The 18,313-nt window shown below is 64.3% G+C and carries 21 protein-coding genes; 11 read left to right on the forward strand and 10 right to left on the reverse strand.

Features of this window, described 5'->3' with window-relative positions:
- A partial coding sequence (locus tag BG57_RS29135; RefSeq protein ID WP_035970500.1) for a ribose-5-phosphate isomerase A occupies window positions 1–164 on the forward strand: 164 nt, incomplete at its 5' end.
- Window positions 165–231: 67 nt separating this feature from the next.
- On the opposite strand, the gene BG57_RS29140 is transcribed toward BG57_RS29135, so the two are convergent.
- The 3 genes from BG57_RS29140 to BG57_RS29150 all read right to left on the reverse strand — a co-directional run bounded on the left by BG57_RS29140 (window position 232) and on the right by BG57_RS29150 (window position 4,392).
- A complete protein-coding gene (locus BG57_RS29140) occupies window positions 232–1,632 on the reverse strand; it encodes an undecaprenyl-phosphate glucose phosphotransferase (protein WP_035970524.1) in 1,401 nt (466 codons plus the stop codon).
- 32 nt (window positions 1,633–1,664) lie between these two features.
- On the reverse strand, window positions 1,665–2,411 hold the full coding sequence (locus BG57_RS29145) for a Crp/Fnr family transcriptional regulator (protein ID WP_035970502.1): 747 nt from the start codon (window positions 2,409–2,411) through the stop codon (window positions 1,665–1,667).
- A gap of 940 nt (window positions 2,412–3,351) precedes the next feature.
- On the reverse strand, window positions 3,352–4,392 hold the full coding sequence (locus BG57_RS29150; RefSeq protein WP_229754079.1) for a DUF1839 family protein: 1,041 nt from the start codon (window positions 4,390–4,392) through the stop codon (window positions 3,352–3,354).
- A 65-nt stretch (window positions 4,393–4,457) separates the two neighbouring features.
- On the opposite strand from BG57_RS29150, the gene BG57_RS33200 reads away from it, so the two are divergent.
- The 5 genes from BG57_RS33200 to BG57_RS29170 all read left to right on the forward strand — a co-directional run bounded on the left by BG57_RS33200 (window position 4,458) and on the right by BG57_RS29170 (window position 8,976).
- On the forward strand, window positions 4,458–4,628 hold the full coding sequence (locus BG57_RS33200; RefSeq protein ID WP_160174770.1) for a hypothetical protein: 171 nt from the start codon (window positions 4,458–4,460) through the stop codon (window positions 4,626–4,628).
- Window positions 4,629–4,786: 158 nt separating this feature from the next.
- Complete coding sequence (locus tag BG57_RS29155) at window positions 4,787–5,320, forward strand: GNAT family N-acetyltransferase (RefSeq protein WP_035970507.1); 534 nt, start codon at window positions 4,787–4,789, stop codon at window positions 5,318–5,320.
- A gap of 119 nt (window positions 5,321–5,439) precedes the next feature.
- Window positions 5,440–6,591 (forward strand): glycosyltransferase family 4 protein, encoded by a 1,152-nt coding sequence (locus tag BG57_RS29160; RefSeq protein WP_035970508.1) that lies wholly within the window; start codon window positions 5,440–5,442, stop codon window positions 6,589–6,591.
- A gap of 513 nt (window positions 6,592–7,104) precedes the next feature.
- Window positions 7,105–7,857, forward strand: a complete 753-nt coding sequence (locus BG57_RS29165; protein ID WP_035970509.1) for a FadR/GntR family transcriptional regulator — start codon at window positions 7,105–7,107, stop codon at window positions 7,855–7,857.
- A gap of 60 nt (window positions 7,858–7,917) precedes the next feature.
- Window positions 7,918–8,976: a Gfo/Idh/MocA family protein gene (locus BG57_RS29170; protein WP_371875876.1), complete on the forward strand. Its 1,059-nt coding sequence runs from the start codon at window positions 7,918–7,920 to the stop codon at window positions 8,974–8,976.
- 14 nt (window positions 8,977–8,990) lie between these two features.
- Here the strand turns inward: BG57_RS29170 and BG57_RS29175 are convergent, their stop codons facing one another.
- The 6 genes from BG57_RS29175 to BG57_RS29200 all read right to left on the reverse strand — a co-directional run bounded on the left by BG57_RS29175 (window position 8,991) and on the right by BG57_RS29200 (window position 14,101).
- Complete coding sequence (locus tag BG57_RS29175; protein ID WP_035970510.1) at window positions 8,991–9,650, reverse strand: amino acid ABC transporter permease; 660 nt, start codon at window positions 9,648–9,650, stop codon at window positions 8,991–8,993.
- A gap of 142 nt (window positions 9,651–9,792) precedes the next feature.
- On the reverse strand, window positions 9,793–10,593 hold the full coding sequence (locus tag BG57_RS29180; RefSeq protein ID WP_035970512.1) for a cystine ABC transporter substrate-binding protein: 801 nt from the start codon (window positions 10,591–10,593) through the stop codon (window positions 9,793–9,795).
- Between the two features lie 120 nt (window positions 10,594–10,713).
- Entirely contained in the window at window positions 10,714–11,736 is a 1,023-nt protein-coding gene (locus BG57_RS29185; protein WP_035970513.1) for a quinone-dependent dihydroorotate dehydrogenase, read from the reverse strand.
- Window positions 11,737–11,832: 96 nt separating this feature from the next.
- Entirely contained in the window at window positions 11,833–12,660 is an 828-nt protein-coding gene (locus BG57_RS29190; protein ID WP_035970514.1) for an arginyltransferase, read from the reverse strand.
- A gap of 137 nt (window positions 12,661–12,797) precedes the next feature.
- On the reverse strand, window positions 12,798–13,538 hold the full coding sequence (aat, locus tag BG57_RS29195; RefSeq protein WP_035970515.1) for a leucyl/phenylalanyl-tRNA--protein transferase: 741 nt from the start codon (window positions 13,536–13,538) through the stop codon (window positions 12,798–12,800).
- Between the two features lie 17 nt (window positions 13,539–13,555).
- On the reverse strand, window positions 13,556–14,101 hold the full coding sequence (locus BG57_RS29200) for an NUDIX hydrolase (protein WP_035970516.1): 546 nt from the start codon (window positions 14,099–14,101) through the stop codon (window positions 13,556–13,558).
- Window positions 14,102–14,314: 213 nt separating this feature from the next.
- Here BG57_RS29200 and BG57_RS29205 point away from each other — a divergent pair, with 213 nt between their 5' ends.
- From BG57_RS29205 to moaE, 3 genes are read left to right on the forward strand one after another with little or no spacing between them, the layout of a single operon-like run.
- Window positions 14,315–15,547 (forward strand): molybdopterin molybdotransferase MoeA, encoded by a 1,233-nt coding sequence (locus BG57_RS29205; protein ID WP_052006078.1) that lies wholly within the window; start codon window positions 14,315–14,317, stop codon window positions 15,545–15,547.
- Between the two features lie 23 nt (window positions 15,548–15,570).
- Window positions 15,571–15,828, forward strand: a complete 258-nt coding sequence (gene moaD, locus BG57_RS29210; protein ID WP_035970519.1) for a molybdopterin converting factor subunit 1 — start codon at window positions 15,571–15,573, stop codon at window positions 15,826–15,828.
- 1 nt (window position 15,829) lies between these two features.
- Window positions 15,830–16,303: a molybdopterin synthase catalytic subunit MoaE gene (gene moaE / locus BG57_RS29215; protein ID WP_035970520.1), complete on the forward strand. Its 474-nt coding sequence runs from the start codon at window positions 15,830–15,832 to the stop codon at window positions 16,301–16,303.
- A gap of 3 nt (window positions 16,304–16,306) precedes the next feature.
- On the opposite strand, the gene BG57_RS29220 is transcribed toward moaE, so the two are convergent.
- A complete protein-coding gene (locus BG57_RS29220) occupies window positions 16,307–16,849 on the reverse strand; it encodes a group III truncated hemoglobin (RefSeq protein WP_035970521.1) in 543 nt (180 codons plus the stop codon).
- Between the two features lie 188 nt (window positions 16,850–17,037).
- Here BG57_RS29220 and BG57_RS29225 point away from each other — a divergent pair, with 188 nt between their 5' ends.
- On the forward strand, window positions 17,038–17,529 hold the full coding sequence (locus BG57_RS29225; protein ID WP_035970522.1) for an Rrf2 family transcriptional regulator: 492 nt from the start codon (window positions 17,038–17,040) through the stop codon (window positions 17,527–17,529).
- 146 nt (window positions 17,530–17,675) lie between these two features.
- Window positions 17,676–18,313, forward strand: a 638-nt coding sequence (locus BG57_RS29230; protein ID WP_035970523.1) for a Clp protease N-terminal domain-containing protein, incomplete at its 3' end; no start/stop codon positions are given.

Consider the following 18,313-nt stretch of genomic DNA (forward strand, 5'->3'; position numbering starts at 1 on the left):
ACGAGATCATCGACGTCAAAGGCCTGTCGATCACCGATCCTCGCGCGCTCGAAGCACAAATCAACGCGTGGCCGGGCGTGGTGACGGTCGGTCTCTTCGCGGCGCGCGGGGCGAACGTGTGTCTGCTGGGCACGGAACAGGGCGTCGAGCGCATCGACTACTGAAGCGCCGTAACACAAGCGAAAAAGGCCGGGCAACGCGAGTCGCCCGGCCTTTTTTGATGTGCGCCAATCAGTACGCGTTGCGTCCGATGAATCCTTTGAACAGTGTCAACGCGACGATCTTGATGTCGAACCAGAACGACCAGTTGTGGATATAGAACAGGTCGAACTTCACGCGGCTCTGCATCTTCTCGACCTTCTCCGTCGCGCCGCGATAGCCGTTCACTTGCGCCCAGCCGGTAATGCCCGGCTTGATGCGATAGCGGAACATGTAGCCGTACACGAGATCCTTGTACAGATCGTCGTGCTCGATCGCGTGCGGACGCGGCCCGACCACCGACATATGCCCGAACAGCACGTTGATGAACTGCGGCAGTTCGTCGAGGCTCGTGCGGCGCAGGAACGCGCCGATCTTCGTCACGCGCGGATCGTTGCGCGTCGCCTGGGTGACATGGCCCGTCGTTTCCTTGTGGACCGCCATCGAGCGGAACTTGTAGATGCGGAACGGCCGTCCGTCCGCACCCTTGCGATGCTGCGTGAAGAACACCGGGCCATCGGAGGTCGCCTTAATCGCGATGGCGATCGCCACCAGCAGCGGTGACAGCGCCAGCAGCGCGGCGGCGGCGAAGCAGCGGTCGAACAGCAGCTTCGGCCACATCTGCAGCGTATTGACCGGCGATGTCGTCAGGTTGATGGTCGCGAGGCCGGCGACATCGGTCATCGAATGATTGAAGAGCGAGATGCTGCGCGTGTCCGGTATCAGCCGAAGATTCACGAAATCATGGCGCAGCGCATGCACGAAGCGATAGATCGTGTGCTCTTGCGACAGCGGCAACGCGAGCCACACTTCGTTGATTTCCTCGGCGCGCACCTTCTCGACGAGTTCATCGAAGTCGTTCAGCACCGGCAAGCGAGCCGATGCGCCTATTCTGCTGCCGACGCCGGTGGCCTGCAGTTCTTCATCGCCCGTCGTATCGAGCAGGCATACCGGCGTGAAGCCTTGCTCGGGCGTGCTGCTCAGGTGCGCGAGGAGGGTGCGCGCAAAGCCCTGCGCGCCGACGATCGCCACCGTGCGCTGATTGAAGCCGCGTCCGCGCATCACGCGCAGGCCGAAATGGACGGCGCACTTCGCGAACACGATGAGCGCGCCGGAAATGAGCGTCGAGTAACCCAGCCACAGGCGCGACACCGCATCCATGCGATGCAGGGTGAACGCGAGCAGCAGGGCGCCCGTGACCACGGCGATCCACGCGAGCGTGACGCGCGCGAGCATCATCGGCAGCGGTTTGCCGCGCCAGGTGTCGTACACGCCGAACGCGGGGAACAGCAACAACGCGAGCACGCTATTGAAAGCGATCAGCAGTCTCTCGATATCGCTGAAATCGAGCGAGGAGAAGCGCATCGAATGCGCGATTACCCCGCCTGCGATGATCAGCGACACGTCGAGAGCGCGTGCCGTCCAGCCGAACATGTCGTGCGTATTGCGCGTCTGCATCTGCATCGTCAGACGCTGGACGCCGACACGGCTTCCTGCGCACGCAGACGCGGCAGAAGACGGTCGAACTCGCGCTTGACCAGCCCGTAGCACTCGCAGGCGCGCGCTTCGAGACCTTCGCGATCCACGACCTTGATGCAGCCGCGGCTGTGATGGATGAGGCCCGCGTCGTGCAGCTTGCCCGCCGCTTCGGTCACGCCTTCACGACGCACGCCCAGCATGTCGGCGATGAGTTGCTGCGTCACTTGCAGTTCGTTCGATGCGGTCCGGTCGATCTCGATCAGCAGCCAGCGGCACAGTTGCTTGTTCAGCGAGTGATGACGATTACATGCCGCGGTCTGAGCAACCTGCGTGAGCAGGGCTTGCATGTACAGCAGCATCAGGCGGCGCAGAAAGTCGGAGCGGCCGAACTGATCACGCAGCGCCTGCGCGCTCATGCGATAAGCGAAGCCCGGGCACTGCACCTGCACGCGAGTCGGCATCGTTTCGCCGCCCGTCAGCACCGGCACACCGGTCATGCCTTCGCGGCCCACGGCGGCGATTTCGACCGAACCGCCGTCTTCCATCGTGTGAAGCAGGGAGATGATGGCCGTCGTCGGAAAGTACACGTGATGAATGCGTTGGCCCGAGTCACAGAGCAGTTGTTCAGTGCGGAGTTGAACGAGTTCGAGATGCGGAGTCAGCGCTTGCCATTCGTGCGCGGGAAGCGCGCCAAGCAGGTGGTTGCCGTGCAGGTCGGACTGGAGGGTCAGCATGATTTTTTCTCTCGTAACTTCGCGCGTTGCGCTTCACTTTTTATACTGGTGTCACCGTTCTCTGGCGCGGCTTGCTGCCGCTACCGAAAACGCCTCACACCAGCCCCGTTAGCAGCCCGTCCTCGCTTGAGTTGATCTAGTTGGTCGCGTCGGTTCGGGTTGCGCGACTCTTTTAGCGAGGACTGTGCCAATGCGGGCAATGTCAATGCTGGTGGGGCCTCACCGCCGGCGTGCCGGTTGTGATGCGGCGCAGCGCTTCGCTTTTGTTTCAGTCTTGAACATCGGTGGTCTTAAGAATACGAATGCGCCGCGAGGGCTATGGTCAGCGCAATCCCGCGAATCCGCGGCCCGATCTTCGTTCATCACCGTGCGATAAGCCTCGCAGAGAACCGCCATCCCGAGCGGACACCTACTATCGTAGGGATAAATAAAATTGATTCATCCGTGTTCCATCCGTTTGGTGGCCTGGCGAACGTGTCATCTGCGCGGGTAGCCATGAGGTCCGCTCGAGCCTTTCCACACGGGGCTTAGCGGGCGTCGACCAGTCAACGCGGCCGATTCTCGCGAAATGCCTAAACGTTGCGCCCGCTGCACGTTTCGCAAATTCTGTGGGCAAAGCCTCGTTCGAATGCGCCCTGGCGCACCACGGCGCGGCGTGCTGCGCCCCACATAAGCCTCTGCCGGAGGCCCCACTCCCGGCCGACGGAACCGACGCCAGCGTAAAACGTTTGCGCGCCGGAACCGACGTATCGTGCTTTTTCGACTGAGGAGAACCGTGGTGCGACCGCACAGAAACGTTTCATCGAGGACAATGTTCGACGCCATTCATCTCATCACATGCCGATGAAATGCGAATGACATATTCGCGTTCGATGACTCGCTGTTGGTCCTGCGCCGACACAGGCGGTCGATGTGCCGGCTCAGGCGCGCCATGAAACGATCAACAGACGATATCGGCCAATGGCGGCACCACCCGCTCCCAGGCTTCCTGCATCGCGTCGAACGATGCATCGCACATGTCGTCTTCCGAACGCGACAGCGCGCGCGCAAGGCGGCACTGCATCACCATCGCTTCGCTCGCGATCCTGCGTGCGCCGAGCTGCGTGGACACCGGAATGTCGAAGCCCTGCTCGCGCATCCACTGCAGGTAATGCGCGAGCAGCTCGAAGTTCGCGCCGAGCTGACGCATCACGTTGCACGCATAGAGGCGCGCATAGGGTTCGCCTCGCGCGAGCATCGTATCGACGTGTGCGGGAAACGCGGCGCGCCATCGTTCGATCGGGTTATGCGGCGGACGCCGCAGAAGATGCGCGCAAAGCAGATCAGCGGATGCTTCCGCCAGCGCCGTCCCCGACAGCGGATCGCGCACGCGCTTGACGAAGTCCACATGCGGAAAGAGCGTCTGCCCTTGCACTGTGCCCGCTGCACCGGATTGTCCCGCTTCATGCGCGGCGTTGGTTCTCAGAACGCCGTCGTAATCGTCGTCATGGAGCAGGTGATAGCCCGTGTGATGAAAGTAGCCGAGCCGCTTTGCATTGGCATCGATCACGTCGATGCCGATGGTCGTCTTCGCATGTTCCGAGCGATACGACAGGCCGCGCGTGTCCGGCAGATAGTACGCATCGACTTCGACGAGCACGATGTTCTTGCGCCGCGTCTGCACGATGGCGCGTTCTTCGAGCGAATCGAACACCGATAGCTCCTGCACCTGCAACCCGTATAGCTTTTCGATGTCTTCTTGCGGCAGCCGCGCGAGCGTGAACTGATCGTCTTCGAAGTCCTGCATGACGGTGAAGGCGAGCGCCGCATGCGGCTCGAGTCCGTTGCCGTGAAGAAGCTCGATCCATAGATCGGCAGGGCTTGCACCATCGCGCCAGATGCGCTCACCGTGATGCAACTCGTGCGCACGATGACGCCGCGCACGCATGCGCAGCGGGTCGAGTGAAACAACGCGTGAACGACTGACGCTGGAAGTCGTCATAGCGCTGGTATGAAACGCGCTCATGGTGTGACCTCGGGACCGGAGAAGCCGGCAACCGATACCGCGTGCGTTTCGAAGTCCTCGTTGTTTTTACCTGCGTTTCTATCGCGTTCGATGGCGGTATGCATTTTGATTTTCCCATGAAGGTGCCGGGCGACGCGAGCGCAATCGACACACGTGCGCAGTCCTTGCGCGAATTTGCGCAAGACGCTTCGACGTATGTGGCGCTGTTTTGAAAGACGTTTCTTCCCCGAACGTCCAATGCGCTTCAGGCCTTATTTGACGGGCCTGCAACGTCGAGCGTCGGTGCGCCCGCGCACTGAAACATTGCCGCGCGCGACTTAACGTTCAATCGTCAACGCCGGGATAACCGGCAAGCAAGGAGAAAAAGAACATGAATTGGAAAATCCTGGATTTCGAACAGCTCACTGCGCGCGAGCTATATCTGATTCTGCGCGCGCGCAGTGCGGTGTTCGTCGTCGAGCAATCGCATGTTCATCTCGATGCGGACGGCCGCGATGAAACCGGCGTACATGTCTTCGCCACCGACGACATGACGCGTGCAATGCCAGTGCTGGCTTATGCGCGCATTCATGAAGGCGATGTCGAAGATCCCGAAGTCGTGGTGGACAAGATACTGACAAGCCCTTTGCGTCGTGGCGACGGCACCGCGCATGCGCTCATCGAACGCGTGCTTGCCGTGTGTGCGGAACGCTGGCCCGGCCGCGCCGTGCGTTTGACGGCTCCCGCCAGCCTGCGCGGTTTCTATGAAGCATTCGGTTTCAGAAAGACCGAAGGACCGTTCCTTGAACATGGGATGCCTTTTATCGGTCTGACGAGAAAGAGCCGTCAGGCGCGCGAAGCGACAGGCTCGGGCAAACGGCCGATCGGCGCAAGCGCATTCGCGGATACGTACGAACTGCTGTAAGCCGTGCCGGCGCGCGTCGCGCTGCTCGCGCGCCATGCGCCGTTTCATTCCAGAAAAATAACGAATTAACGCGCCCGGCGTACTCACGTATGACGGGTACGCGTGCAACCTGCTCCCCCATGCGAATAGTCCATCTCGCCAGTCACGCGCAGACCATCGGCAACGGCACCGTCAACATGATGGTGGACCTCGCATGCATGCAGGCGCGGATGGGGCAGGACGTGGTGGTGGCTTCATCCGGCGGCGGTTTCGAGCCGCTCTTGCGCCGGCACGGCATCACGCATATTCCGCTTCAGCAGTCGCGCCAGCCTTGGCGCGTGCCGTCGATGATCGCGGGCTTCAACAGACTCATCGATCGTTTCGATCCCGACATCGTTCACGCGCACATGATGACGGGCGCGCTCATCTCGCGCTTCGGCAGCATGCGCCGGCGTTTCGCGCTGGTGACGACGGTGCATCATGAGTTGCAGAAAAGCGCATCGCTGGTGCGCGCGGGTGATCGCATGGTCGCCGTGAGCGACGCCGTCGCGCTCACGCTGGAGGAGCGCGGCATCGGCAAGGAGCGGCTCTCGGTCGTGCTCAACGGCGCGGTCGGCGCGCCCCGGCTCGTGTGCCGGCCGATGGCGAGGCAAGTGCGGTTGAGGCATCCGAACGTGGTGTGCGTCGCGGGGCTGTATCGGCGCAAAGGCATCGCCGATCTGCTGAAGGCGTTTGCGCTGGTACGCACGCAATCGGAAGATCAGCGCGAATTCCTGCCGGCGCCGTATCTGTACCTGATCGGCGATGGTCCCGAGCGCAGCGCGATGGAAACGCTCGCCGCCGAGCTCGGCATTGCGGATGCGGTGGAGTTCACGGGCTTTGTCGCGGACCCGCGTCCGTACCTCGCGTGCGCCGATGTGTTCGCGCTCGCCTCGCATCAGGACCCGTGTCCGCTCGTGATCGCGGAGGCGCGCGAAGCTGGCTGCGCAATCGTTGCCACGCGCGTGGGCGGCATCCCCGATTTGCTCGACGATGGCGCGGCCGGCGTCCTCGTGCCCCCGGGCGATCCCGCGCAGTTCGCGGCAAAGCTGCGCTGGCTGCTCATCGATTCGCAGGCGCGCGGCCAGTACGCAGTGCGTGCGACGGAGAATCTCGAGCGTTTGTCGGTCGAGCGCGTGGCCGCCGACTACATGACGGTTTATCAGCAAACACTGGCCGAGCGCCAGTCGCTGGATCTTCGGTCGATGCGAATCGACGCAAGGCGCACGCGCTCCACCAACGGCGCCGCATAAGTGCAGACGATCGCGGTTTTCAGCGTCGCATTCGTCGGGGGAATGTACTAAGCACTGCACGATATTCGCTGCAACGCGTCGTACAATAGCCGCCCCCAATCGGGTGAGCGTTCGCGTTCGCACAGAAAGCCTACTGGATGCTTGCTCAAATGACTGTATCAGCGGCCGGCGAATACCACGGCCGAAAATAGTGAACGCCAGCGCCGCGCTGCGGTGCCGCCATTCCTCAGTTTTGCTGATGAATGGAGGCACGCGCGCGGCGCAAGCGCAGCTAGGAGAAACAAGCGGACGGACAAGGCAAGCGGCAGATACGGCGGCGCTTCGTGCGAAGGCGAGAGGGATTACCCTGTCAGGAGTCCCCCCGACTGGTTTTCGACGCCACGAAGACGCAACGTATAGCGCGATGATCGAATGCGAAAGCAGTCATCGTGCCTTGCCGCCAAGGGACGCGCGAAGCGATGCGATGCGCACGGACACACACGGCTACGGACAGGCGGAAAGGGGAGAAGCGTAATGGATGAAAACAAAGAGCGGTCGCTGGTGGCGAAAGTCATGGACGGACTCGTCTCCGGGATCGTCGAGCAAAAATATGGCGCGATATTGCCGCCGCAGGACATTCTCTCGAAAGAATTCGACGTAAGCCGCACCGTGATGCGCGAGGCGCTCTCGATGCTGCTCGCGCGGCACATGCTGGACGTGCGGCCTAAGACGGGCACGCGCATCCGCCCGATGAGCGACTGGCGTCTCATCGACGAAGACGTGGTGAGCTGGCGCTTTCGCGCCAAGCCCGATCAGACGTTTCTGCGCGATGTAATCGAATTCCGCATGCTGATCGAGCCGCGCGCCGCCGCGCTCGCAGCAGCCCGCGCGACGCCCGATGAAATCGCCGGCATCCGCGACGCGTTCGAGGCGCTGTCGCGCCTGCATGTCGGCGAGCCCGGCTATCAGGCGGCGGACGAAGTGCTGCACACGCGCATCGTGGCCGCGAGCGGCAATCAGTTCTTCAGGCAGATGACCGCCATCGTGCGCGGTGCGCTGGTGACGGTGAATCCGATCGTCGATGGCATCGAGTCCGTGCGCGAAGCGACGCTCGCGGCGCAGTTGAACGTCGTCGAGGCGATTGAGGCAAAAGACCCGGCGGCGGCCGAGCGCGCGACGCGGGCGCTCGTCGATCTCGCCGCCGAGGAAGTCGGGCGCGCATTTTCGCTCGAGCGCATGGGCGAGCGCGCGACGCCGCCGGACGTCAACGCTTCCGCAGGCGTCTGACGCCATCGCCCGCAGAAGGGCGACCATGCTGTCCGAGCGAAGCCGGGAGAAGTCCCGGCTTTGTGCTTTCTGCGACGCGTGTTCAGGCACAATGCCCCGCACGACGAACACAACGCGGAGGCGCGCTTGACGCATACCAATACCAATCTCGAAACGGTCCGCTGGGGCATTGTCGGCGCGGGACGCATCGCGCAGCGCTTCGCCGGCAGTCTGCAACACGTGGAAGGCGCGACGCTCGCGGGCGTGTGGTCACGGCGCCCCGAACCTGCCCGCGCGCTCGCCGAGCCGTTCGGCGCGCGTGCGTTCGAGAACTTCGACGCGCTGCTCGACAACATCGACGCCCTGTATATCGCGACGATGCAGGACAGTCACCCGCATTACGCGTTGCGCGCGTTCGAAGCGGGCAAGCCGGTGTTGTGCGAAAAGCCCGCCGCCGTGAACGCGCGCACGCTGCAGCGCATGATCGATGCGGCGCGCGCATCGAAGCTGCTCTTCATGGAGGCGATGAAGCCGCCGTTCTATCCGCTCTATCGCCGTCTGAAGACGCATCTGCAAAGCGATCCGATCGGCGATATCGGTCTCGTGCGCGCGGGTTGCTCGATGGCGAATGTGCCTTCGGATCATCCGTCGTTTTCACTCGATGCGGGCGGCGGGGCGCTGCTCGATATCGGCATTTACGAGGCGTTTCTCGCGGTCGACTGGCTCGGCGAGGCGATCGACGTGCAGACCATCGGCCGGGTCGGGGCAACGGGCGTCGACGTGTTCGCGAGTCTGAACGTGCGCCACGAGCGCGGCATTTCGCAGACCTTCTGCGGGCTCGACATGCAGGGGCGCGGCGATGCGCTGATCGGCGGAACGCTCGGCACGGTGACGATCCACGAGAACTGGTGGAATCCGGCGCGCGCGACCATCGTTTATACGGACGGGCGCACGGTCGAACTGGACGAGCCGTTCACGGGCGGCGGCCTCAACTACGAGACCGCGCATTTCTGCGAACTGCTGCGCGCCGGCGCGACGGAAAGCCCGGTCATGCCGCACGCGACGTCCATGCGCATGATGGCGATCATGGATGCCGCGCGGCGCGATCTCGGCGTGCGCTTCCCCTTCGAGACCGACTGAACGGCAGCGGCGCGCTAGTGGCGTCCCGGCAGCGCGAGACGCCGCTCGAACACGCGCTGCACGACTTCCAGCACGCTGCACAGCACCCAGTAGACGAACGCGGCAGCGAGGTAAAGCGGCAGCGGCTGATACGTCGATGCAATCACTTCCTGCGCGCTTCTAAGAAGCTCCGTGACGGTGATGACCGATACGAGCGACGTATCCTTGATGAGACTGATGAGGCTGTTCGACAGGCTCGGCACCGCGATGCGCAGCGCCTGCGGCCCGATCACGTAGCGCAGCGTTTGCGTGCGCGACAACCCGAGGCTGTACGCCGCGAGCCATTGCCCGCTATGGATGCCGAGAATCGCGCCGCGCATGCTTTCCGACAGGTACGCCGCGACGTTCGCCGATAGCGCGATCACGCCGGCGGGCGTCGGTTCGAGCGAGATGCCGAGACTCGGCAAGCCGTAATAGATCACGAATATCTGCACGAGCAGCGGCGTGCCGCGCATGATGCTCACGTAGCAGCGCCCGATGGCGACCAGGCCACGGTTGTGGCTGATGCCCATCAACGCGAGCACGACGGCCCCGATGAGGCCGAAGAACATCGAGTAGAGCGCGAACTTGATCGTCAGTAGCGCGCCTTGCGCCAGCACCGGCGCCGATTGAACGAGCAGGGAAGTCGTGGACATGAAAGGGGAAACGTAAGCGGAAAGCGCGCGAATCCGAAGCAAGCGCCGCGCGCAAAGCGCCCATCATAAACCGGACGCCAAAAAGAGAAGGGCGGCACCGCAAAACGATGCCGCCCACTGCCGAATGCCGGTCAGTCCGCGCTTACTTGGCCGGCTTCGTCACGTCGATGCCGAACCACTTGTCGGAGATCTTCGCGAAGGTGCCGTCCTTCTCGAGTTGGGTCACCGCGTCGTCGATCGCTTTCGCGAACTTCGGATTGCCCTTCTTGAACGGAATGCCCGACGGGTTGCCCGCGCCGACGCTCGCGCCGGTGCGCAGCGGCAATTGCGAGTTCTTGAGCAGATACGCGAGCATCAGACGGTCGTTGAGCGCGGCGTCGAGACGGCCCGCAGCCAGATCGCGCAGATATTCCGGCGCGCCCGGATACGTCTTGACGTCGATGCCCGGCACCGACTTCGCCATGTCCATGTAGTTCGTGCCGAGGCCGACGCCGAGCTTCTTGCCCTTCAATTCTTCGAGCGACTTGAACTCGCGCTTGTCGTCCGCGCGCTGGATCAGTTGCGCGTTCGAGTAGGTGTACGCCGGCGAGAAGTCGAGCGTTTCCTTGCGCTTGTCGGTGATGCCGACCTGGTTGACGATCACGTCGAACTTGCCTGCCTGCAGGCCCGCGATGATGCCGCTCCACTCCGTCGTGACGAACTCCGGCTTCACGCCGAGCTTCGCGGCGACGGCCTTCGCGATGTCCACGTCATAGCCAACGAGCTCGCCCGACGGCGACTTCGAGTTGAACGGCGGGAACGTGCCTTCGAGGCCGACGCGCAGCGTGCCGCGCTGCTTGACCTGATCGAGCAGATCCTCGGCATGCGCAGCCGTGGTGACGGCGGTGAAGGATGCGCCGATCAGGCTGGCGGCGACGAGCTTCTTGAGCGTGGACAGTTTCATCGTGTTGTTTTCCTGGTGTTGGCTTGAGGGCGGCGCGTGTCTCGCGCGTCCGCCCGATAGGTGCGGCATCATAGATAAAACGCAAGCCGCGCGTCATATCGTTTGCTTATGTCGATATTCCTATGCAAGCGCCTCGACGCATTCCGTGACGAGGGCCGGCCCGCGATAAATCAGCCCCGTATAAATCTGCACGAGCGATGCGCCCGCCGCGAGCTTCGCGCGCGCATCCGCGCCCGAGAAAATCCCGCCCACGCCGATGATCGGCACATCCGTGCCCACTTCCGCGCGCAGCTTGCGAATCACTTCATTCGACGCATCGAATACCGGACGCCCCGACAGCCCGCCCGCTTCGTCGCCGTGCGGCATGCCGGCGACGGCGGTGCGCGAAAGCGTCGTGTTGGTGGCGATCACGCCGTCGATGCGATGCGTGAGCAAGGTGCCGGCAATCGACTTGATCTGCTCGTCGTCGAGATCGGGCGCGATCTTCAGCGCGAGCGGCACGAGCTTGCCGTGCAGGTCGGACAGGCGCTGCTGCTTGTCCTTGAGCGCGCCGAGGAGGGCGTCGAGCTCGCCCGCGCCCTGCAACTGGCGCAGGTTCTTCGTGTTCGGCGACGAGATGTTGATCGTCACGTAGCTCGCGAACGGATAGACGCGCTCGAGACAGTAGAGGTAATCGTCGGCGGCGCGCTCGATCGGCGTATCCGCGTTCTTGCCGATGTTGAGCCCCAGCACGCCGCGATAACGCGCGGCCTGCACGTTCGCGACGAACTGATCGACCCCGCCGTTGTTGAAGCCCATCCGGTTGATGAGCGCGCCCGCTTCCGGCAGCCGGAAGATGCGCGGACGCGGATTGCCCGGCTGCGCGCGCGGCGTGACCGTGCCCACTTCGATGAAGCCGAAACCGAGCGCCGCCAGTCCGTCGATGCACGCGCCGTCCTTGTCGAGACCCGCCGCGAGGCCGACCGGATTTCTGAACGTAAGGCCCATCACCGTGCGGGGAGAGTCGGGGCCGTGTCTGCCAAGCATGCCGGCGAGTCCGGTGCGGCCAGCCGCGCGGAGCATGCGCAGCGTCAGGTGATGCGCGTCTTCCGCGTCCATGCGAAAGAGGCGCGAACGCGCGAGCGGGTAGAGAGAACTGAACACGAAATGAAAGCCGGCGACGGCGAATTTTTTGAGACCGCTATTTTAGCGGCTTTGGCGCGTCTGCCGGACTGCCCGAAGCGCCCGGACGCGCGGCGGCTATTTCGGCTGGCTCGGGCCGTTCATGCGCCCGGGCATCGGCAGCGCGCCCGCCGAGTGCGTCGAGGCGGGATCGAGCAGCGACCAGTGGCCGTCGATCAACCCTTCCAGTGGCCGGAAATTGGCCTTGTACGCCATCTTTTCGCTTTCGCGAATCCAGTAGCCGAGATAGACGTGCGGCAAGTCGAGGCTTTTCGCCTGCTCGATCTGCCAGAGAATGTTGAACGTGCCGAAGCTCGTCTTCGGCATATCGGGCTCGAAGAACGTATAGACCGATGAGAGCCCGTCGCCGAGGATGTCGATCATGCTAATCATGCGCAGCGGGCCGGGCGCATCCGGATTGTCTGGCGAGGGCCGCTCGCGGAATTCGACGAGCCGCGAGTTGATCCGGCTTTGCAGCAGGAACTGCTCGTACTGATCGCGGCTGTCGCGGTCCATGCCGCCGCCCGCATGCCGCGCCGACTGGTAACGCATGTAAAGCGCGTAATGCTCTTCGTCGTAATGCAAAGGCGCGACGCTCGCGACGAGACCGCCGTGCAGCTTCCACACGCGCCGCTGCGCCCGGTTCGGCACGAAGCGCCCGACCGGCACGCGCACCGGAATGCAGGCCCGGCAGCCGTCGCAGTAGGGACGATAGGTGAACACGCCCGAGCGCCGGAAACCGGCCTTGACCAGTTCCGTGTAGACATCGGAGTTGATGAGATGGCTCGGCGTCGCGACTTGCGAGCGCGCGACGCGCCCTTCCAGATAACTGCAAGGGTAAGGCGCTGTTGCATAGAATTGCAGCGCGGAAAGCGGTGACAGCGGCAGCTCGTTCGGATGTGTCACGTTGGAGGCTCTCGCAGGCGTCGTCTCTCGTGGCCGGCATCGCCGGCTCGTGGGCAAGCGGCGCCTGGCTAATCGTGCTTGTCGTCAGTACTGCGTTGCAAGCGTCGCGCCTGGGGGGACGCAACGCGCCGAAGTCGTCAGCGCGCGGGCGTGTCGATGAGACCGGCGAGGACGGATTTGTCGAAGCGCCAGGAAATGGGCGGTTCGGCGACTGCCTTGCGCAGATGCGCGACGAACGCGCGGCGGGCAATCTCGCGGCCGCCCAGCGACGCCAGATGCGACGTGTTCTGCTGGCAGTCTATCATCTCTATTTCGTTGCGGCGCAAGTGTCCGACGAGTGCGGCAAGCGCGATTTTCGACGCATCGGTGCGGTGCGCGAACATCGATTCGCCGAAAAACATCCGCCCGAACGAGACGCCGTAAAGCCCGCCGACGCGCACGCCGTTGAACCACGTCTCCACGCTATGCGCTTTCCCCTGGCGATGCAGCGACGTGTACGCATCCACGATATCCGCCGTGATCCACGTGCCGCGCTGGCCCTCGCGCGGCGTCTGCGCGCATGCGCGCATGACGGCGGGGAAATCGTCGTCGACGCGCACTTCCCACAGCGGATCGCGCACGACATGCTTGAGCGTCTTGCGCAGCGAATGCGACACCTTGAACTCGGCCGGCACGAGCACCATGCGCGGGTCGGGGCTCCACCAGAGCACCGGCTGGCCGTCCGAGTACCACGGGAAAATGCCGCGCCCGTAAGCGTCGATGAGGCGCGCGGGCAGCAGATCCGCGCTCGCGGCGAGCAAGCCCGGCGCACCGCTCGATGCGCCGAGCGCGCGCTCGACGGGCGGGAACGGATCGTCAAATGCGAGCCAGGGGACCATGATCGGCGGGCGCTGCTTCAGCCTTCGCGCAGGGTGCGGAAGATATCGCCCGTGTGCAGCGTGAAATTGCCGGCGGCGCGGTCTGCGAAGAAAAAGCGCAGCGTCTGCCCGACCGTCGGAAACGCGATCTCGTCCCACGGAATTTCGCTTTCCTCGAAAAGACGCACTTCGAGACTTTCCTCGCCGGCATCGACTTCGATGTCGAGCAGCCGCGCCAGATAGAACAGATGCACCTGATGCACGTGCGGCACGTTGAGCAGCGTGAAAAGGCTCTGAATCTCGACGCGCGCGCCGGCTTCCTCCAGCGTTTCGCGCGCCGCGCCTTCGCTCGTCGTCTCGTCCATTTCCATGAAGCCCGCGGGCAGCGTCCAGTAGCCGTAGCGCGGCTCGATCGCGCGGCGGCACAGCAGGACCTTGTCGTCCCACACCGGCACGGTGCCCACGACATTGCGCGGATTCTGGTAGTGGACGGTGCCGCACTGGCCGCACACATAGCGCTCGCGGTTGTCTCCGGGCGGAATGCTCAGGCCGACCTCATGGCCGCAGACGGAACAGAATTTCATGGAAATGGATGGCGGAAAGTGTGGTGCGAGTGTATCACCGGGGCGGGGCGGCTTTGGCGCGTGACGGTCGTTCGGTTTCTTTATCTTCGATGCTTCGCGCGCGGGCGAAGCCGGCCGGCTACTCGCTACAATAGTTGCTCATAGCCTGCCGTCTCATTACACAAGCGCGCCGCGCGCCTCAGCGAACCCATGTCATCACAACCCCGTCCTCCGATGCTCGCCACCGCCGACGCCCTCGGCCTTCTGCTCGATGCCGCGCGCCGGGTGGATGGCGTCGAGCGCATCGACACGCTCGATGCGCTCGGCCGCGTGCTGGCCGCCGACGTGATCTCACCGCTCGACGTCCCGCCGATGCACACCAGCGCGATGGACGGCTACGCGGTCCGCGCCGCCGATCTCGCCGCCGCCAGCGACGCCGCGCCGGTTGCGCTGCCCGTTTCACAGCGCGTGCCGGCGGGCCACACGGCCGGGCCGCTCGCGGCGGGCACGGCGGCGCGCATCTTCACGGGCGCGACGGTGCCGCCGGGCGCGGACGCGGTCGTGATGCAGGAGATGGCGCGCGCATCCGGCGACGGGAGCGTCGCGTTCGCGCAAGCGCCCGAGGCGGGCGAATGGATCACGCGGCAGGGCGCGGACATCGAACGCGGCGCGGTGATCCTGCCGGCGGGCACGCAACTGACGCCGCAGGCGCTGGGGCTTGCGGCATCGGTGGGATGCGCGTCGCTGGAAGTCGTGCGCCGCGTGCGCGTCGCGATTTTCTTTACCGGCGACGAACTGCGCATGCCCGGCGAGCCGCTCGCGCCCGGCGCGATCTACAACTCGAACCGCTTCACGCTGCGCGCGCTGCTCGCGAAGCTCGGCTGCGACGTCACCGATTTCGGCATCGTGGCGGATCGGCTGGACGCGACCCGCGATACCCTGCGCCGCGCCGCGCTCGAGCACGACCTGATTCTGACGTGCGGCGGCGTGTCGGTCGGTGAGGAAGATCACGTGAAGCCCGCTGTCGAGGCGGAAGGCCGCATCGCCATGTGGCAGATCGCGATGAAACCGGGCAAGCCGCTCGCGTTCGGCGCGGTGAGGCGCGGACAGGCGAGCGAACCGGACGAGGCGTATTTCATCGGCTTGCCGGGCAATCCGGTATCGAGCTTTTGCACGTTCCTGCTCTTCGTGCGGCCGTTTATCCTGCGGCTGGCGGGCGTGGCGAACGTCGCGCCGCGCGTCTACGCCATGCGCGCCGACTTCACGCAGAAGAAGGGCGACCGGCGCAACGAATTCCTGCGCGCGCGGGTGAACGAGACGGGCGGACTCGACGTGTTTCCGAACCAGAGTTCGGCGGTGCTGACGTCGACGGTATGGGGCGACGGACTCATCGACAATCCGCCGGATCATGCGATCAGCGCGGGCGAGATGGTGCGCTTCATCCCCTTTTCAGAATTGATGCGCTAATCGATGGCGAAGGACCAGCGTAAATGAAAGTCGAACTGAGATTTTTTGCGAGCGTGCGCGAGGCGCTGGGCGTCGCCAACGAGACCGTGAGCGTGCCGGATACGGTCGTCAATGTCGGCGACGTGCGCGCCTGGCTGCGCATGCGCGGCGGCGTGTGGGCCGAGACGCTCGCGGAAGGCCGCGCGCTGCGCATGGCCTGCAATCACGTGATGACGAACGCCTCGCAGCGCATCACCGATGGCTGCGAAGTCGCGTTCTTCCCGCCGGTGACGGGCGGCTGACATGACGACGCCCGCCAAAATCCGCGTGCAGGAAGCCGATTTCGATCTCGGCGCGGAAGTCGCCGCACTGCGCGCCGACAATCCGAAGGTCGGCGCGGTGGCGTGCTTCATCGGGACGGTGCGTGACCTGAACGAAGGCAGCGCCATCGAGACGATGGAACTCGAGCACTATCCGGGGATGACCGAGAAGTCGCTGGAAGCGATCGCCGATCAGGCGCGCGAGCGGTGGCCAGGCTCGGACGTGCTGATCGTGCATCGCGTGGGGAAGCTGAAGCCGCTCGATCAGATCGTGCTCGTCGCGACGACGGCGATGCATCGCGCCGAAGCGTTCGAATCGTGCGCGTTCGTGATGGACTATCTGAAGACGCAAGCGCCCTTCTGGAAGAAGGAGAAGACCGAACGCGGCGAGCGCTGGGTGGACGCCCGCGAATCCGACGACGCCGCGCTCACGCGCTGGACGACGCGGGAAACCTGATCGTTATCGCTCGTCGACGGGCTTGCCGACGAATCTCGCGGGAAACGGCTCGCCGGCGGGGCGCTCGGGAAAGCGCGGTTCATCGTTGCCGCCGGTGCGCTGGCGTTTCAGCGCCGCCAGCAGTTCCTCCTGTTCGGCGGGAATCTGGTAGTCCCAGCCGAACTTGCTCAACTGGAGGCTCTGCGCGATGCGCAACGCCGGTTCCATGAACTGCACCGCGGCGGCCGGCGCGTAGCGCGCTTCGACCATGTTCAGGAACAGCGACAGCCAGCGCGCGAAGTGACGCGGCTCGATGCCTTCCAGCGGCCGATGCGCCTCCTGCACGTTCCCGCGATACTGCTTCGAACCGAGCACGAGGCTCGACCAGAAGGTCGTCATCTTCGCGAGATGCTCGTCCCAGCGGCCGGCCAGTTCGCGGGCGAAGATCGGGCCGAGCAGGGGATCGTCGTCCACGCGGCGGTAAAACGCTTCGACCAGCGCGCGGATGTTGGTTTCGTTCGGTTGGCGCTCGCGCGTGTCGGCGGCGCTCGGAGGCTCTTGACTCATGGCGTAAATCGGTCGGGCAGACGTCGATGGGGTATTTCCTGACGGCAGGCACTCATTGGCGCAAAATGCGTGTCTCATGCAGGCTGCGCCCGGATATTAGACCGCGTGACGCCCACGCGGGTCGATCGCCCCTTGGGATCGCGCGGGCTTTATTGCCGCACCCGGCTCTCCACTCATCGCACGACATCATGCGACTGACCGACTACACCGATTATGCGTTGCGCGTCCTGCTCTACTTGTCGGTGCGGCCGTCGGGCCTCTCGACGATTCAGGAAATCGCCGACGCCTACGGCATCTCGCGGAACCATCTGATGAAGATCGTCCAGCAACTGGGAGACCTGGGCTGGGTGGAGACGGTGCGCGGGCGGCGCGGCGGCCTGCGGCTCGCCGAGCGGGCGCGTTCGCTGACGATCGGCGAGATCGTGCGGGCAACCGAGAGCGATTTCGCGATCGTCGGCTGTTTCGCGCGCGAAAGCGATCATCGCCATTGCGTGATCCAGCCGGTCTGCCGGTTGCGCGGCGCGCTCGCCGCCGCCCGCGATGCCTTTCTCGCCGAACTCGACAAGCGTACCGTTGCCGAACTCTCGGAGCCGGAGAACGAACTCGCGCGGCTGCTGGGCGTCGCGAACGAGGGTGCCAGGCCCGCGATTGCGATCGTATCGTCCGATACGCCGCGCTGAACGTCCGTTCGCGCTACGGCTCGTATCCAAAGACGCCGTTCGCGCGCCCAAAGACCCAAAAAAATGCGCTCGTTGAGCGAAACCGTGCTTGAAAGCGGGCGAAACTGCCTCATTTTGGTCGTATTCAGAATTGGAGCTGTCCAAAAATGAGAATCGACAAACTCACCACCAAGTTTCAGGAAGCCTTGTCCGACGCGCAAAGTCTGGCGGTCGGCAACGACAATCAATATATCGAGCCTGTGCATCTGCTGTCCGCGTTGCTCGCGCAGCGCGACGGCTCCGCGCGCTCGCTGCTGTCGCATGCGGGCGTGCAGGTTCAGGCGCTGCAGTCGGCGGTCAACGACGCGATCGGCCGTCTGCCGCAAGTGCAGGGCACCGATGGCAACGTGCAGGTCAGCCGCGATCTGGCGGGCCTGCTCAACAACGCCGACAAGGAAGCGCAGAAGCTCAACGACACCTACATCGCGAGCGAAATGTTCCTGCTGGCGGTCGCCGATGACAAAGGCGAAGCCGGCCGCATCGCGAAGCAGCACGGGCTCACGCGCCGTGCGCTGGAAGCCGCGATCAACGCGGTGCGCGGCGGCGCGCAGGTCAACAGCCAGGACGCCGAAAGCCAGCGCGAGGCGCTCAAGAAGTACACCGTCGACCTGACCGAGCGCGCACGCGCCGGCAAGCTCGATCCGGTGATCGGCCGCGACGACGAAATCCGCCGCTCCATTCAGATCCTGCAGCGCCGCACGAAGAACAACCCCGTGCTGATCGGCGAGCCGGGCGTCGGCAAGAC

The organism is Caballeronia grimmiae (genome assembly GCF_000698555.1).
GTDB lineage: Bacteria > Pseudomonadota > Gammaproteobacteria > Burkholderiales > Burkholderiaceae > Caballeronia > Caballeronia grimmiae.

Coding starts and splice junctions, on each gene's coding strand:
- BG57_RS29150 (WP_229754079.1), bottom strand. CDS start 4,392: ATGACGACTTCCAGCGTCAGTCGTTCACGCGTTGTTTCACTCGACCCG.
- BG57_RS29160 (WP_035970508.1), top strand. CDS start 5,440: ATGCGAATAGTCCATCTCGCCAGTCACGCGCAGACCATCGGCAACGGC.
- BG57_RS29205 (WP_052006078.1), top strand. CDS start 14,315: ATGCTCGCCACCGCCGACGCCCTCGGCCTTCTGCTCGATGCCGCGCGC.
- BG57_RS29220 (WP_035970521.1), bottom strand. CDS start 16,849: ATGAGTCAAGAGCCTCCGAGCGCCGCCGACACGCGCGAGCGCCAACCG.
- aat (WP_035970515.1), bottom strand. CDS start 13,538: ATGGTCCCCTGGCTCGCATTTGACGATCCGTTCCCGCCCGTCGAGCGC.
- BG57_RS29200 (WP_035970516.1), bottom strand. CDS start 14,101: ATGAAATTCTGTTCCGTCTGCGGCCATGAGGTCGGCCTGAGCATTCCG.
- BG57_RS29175 (WP_035970510.1), bottom strand. CDS start 9,650: ATGTCCACGACTTCCCTGCTCGTTCAATCGGCGCCGGTGCTGGCGCAA.
- BG57_RS29180 (WP_035970512.1), bottom strand. CDS start 10,593: ATGAAACTGTCCACGCTCAAGAAGCTCGTCGCCGCCAGCCTGATCGGC.
- moaE (WP_035970520.1), top strand. CDS start 15,830: ATGACGACGCCCGCCAAAATCCGCGTGCAGGAAGCCGATTTCGATCTC.
- BG57_RS29165 (WP_035970509.1), top strand. CDS start 7,105: ATGGATGAAAACAAAGAGCGGTCGCTGGTGGCGAAAGTCATGGACGGA.
- BG57_RS29140 (WP_035970524.1), bottom strand. CDS start 1,632: ATGTTCGGCTGGACGGCACGCGCTCTCGACGTGTCGCTGATCATCGCA.
- BG57_RS29225 (WP_035970522.1), top strand. CDS start 17,038: ATGCGACTGACCGACTACACCGATTATGCGTTGCGCGTCCTGCTCTAC.
- BG57_RS29145 (WP_035970502.1), bottom strand. CDS start 2,411: ATGCTGACCCTCCAGTCCGACCTGCACGGCAACCACCTGCTTGGCGCG.
- moaD (WP_035970519.1), top strand. CDS start 15,571: ATGAAAGTCGAACTGAGATTTTTTGCGAGCGTGCGCGAGGCGCTGGGC.
- BG57_RS29155 (WP_035970507.1), top strand. CDS start 4,787: ATGAATTGGAAAATCCTGGATTTCGAACAGCTCACTGCGCGCGAGCTA.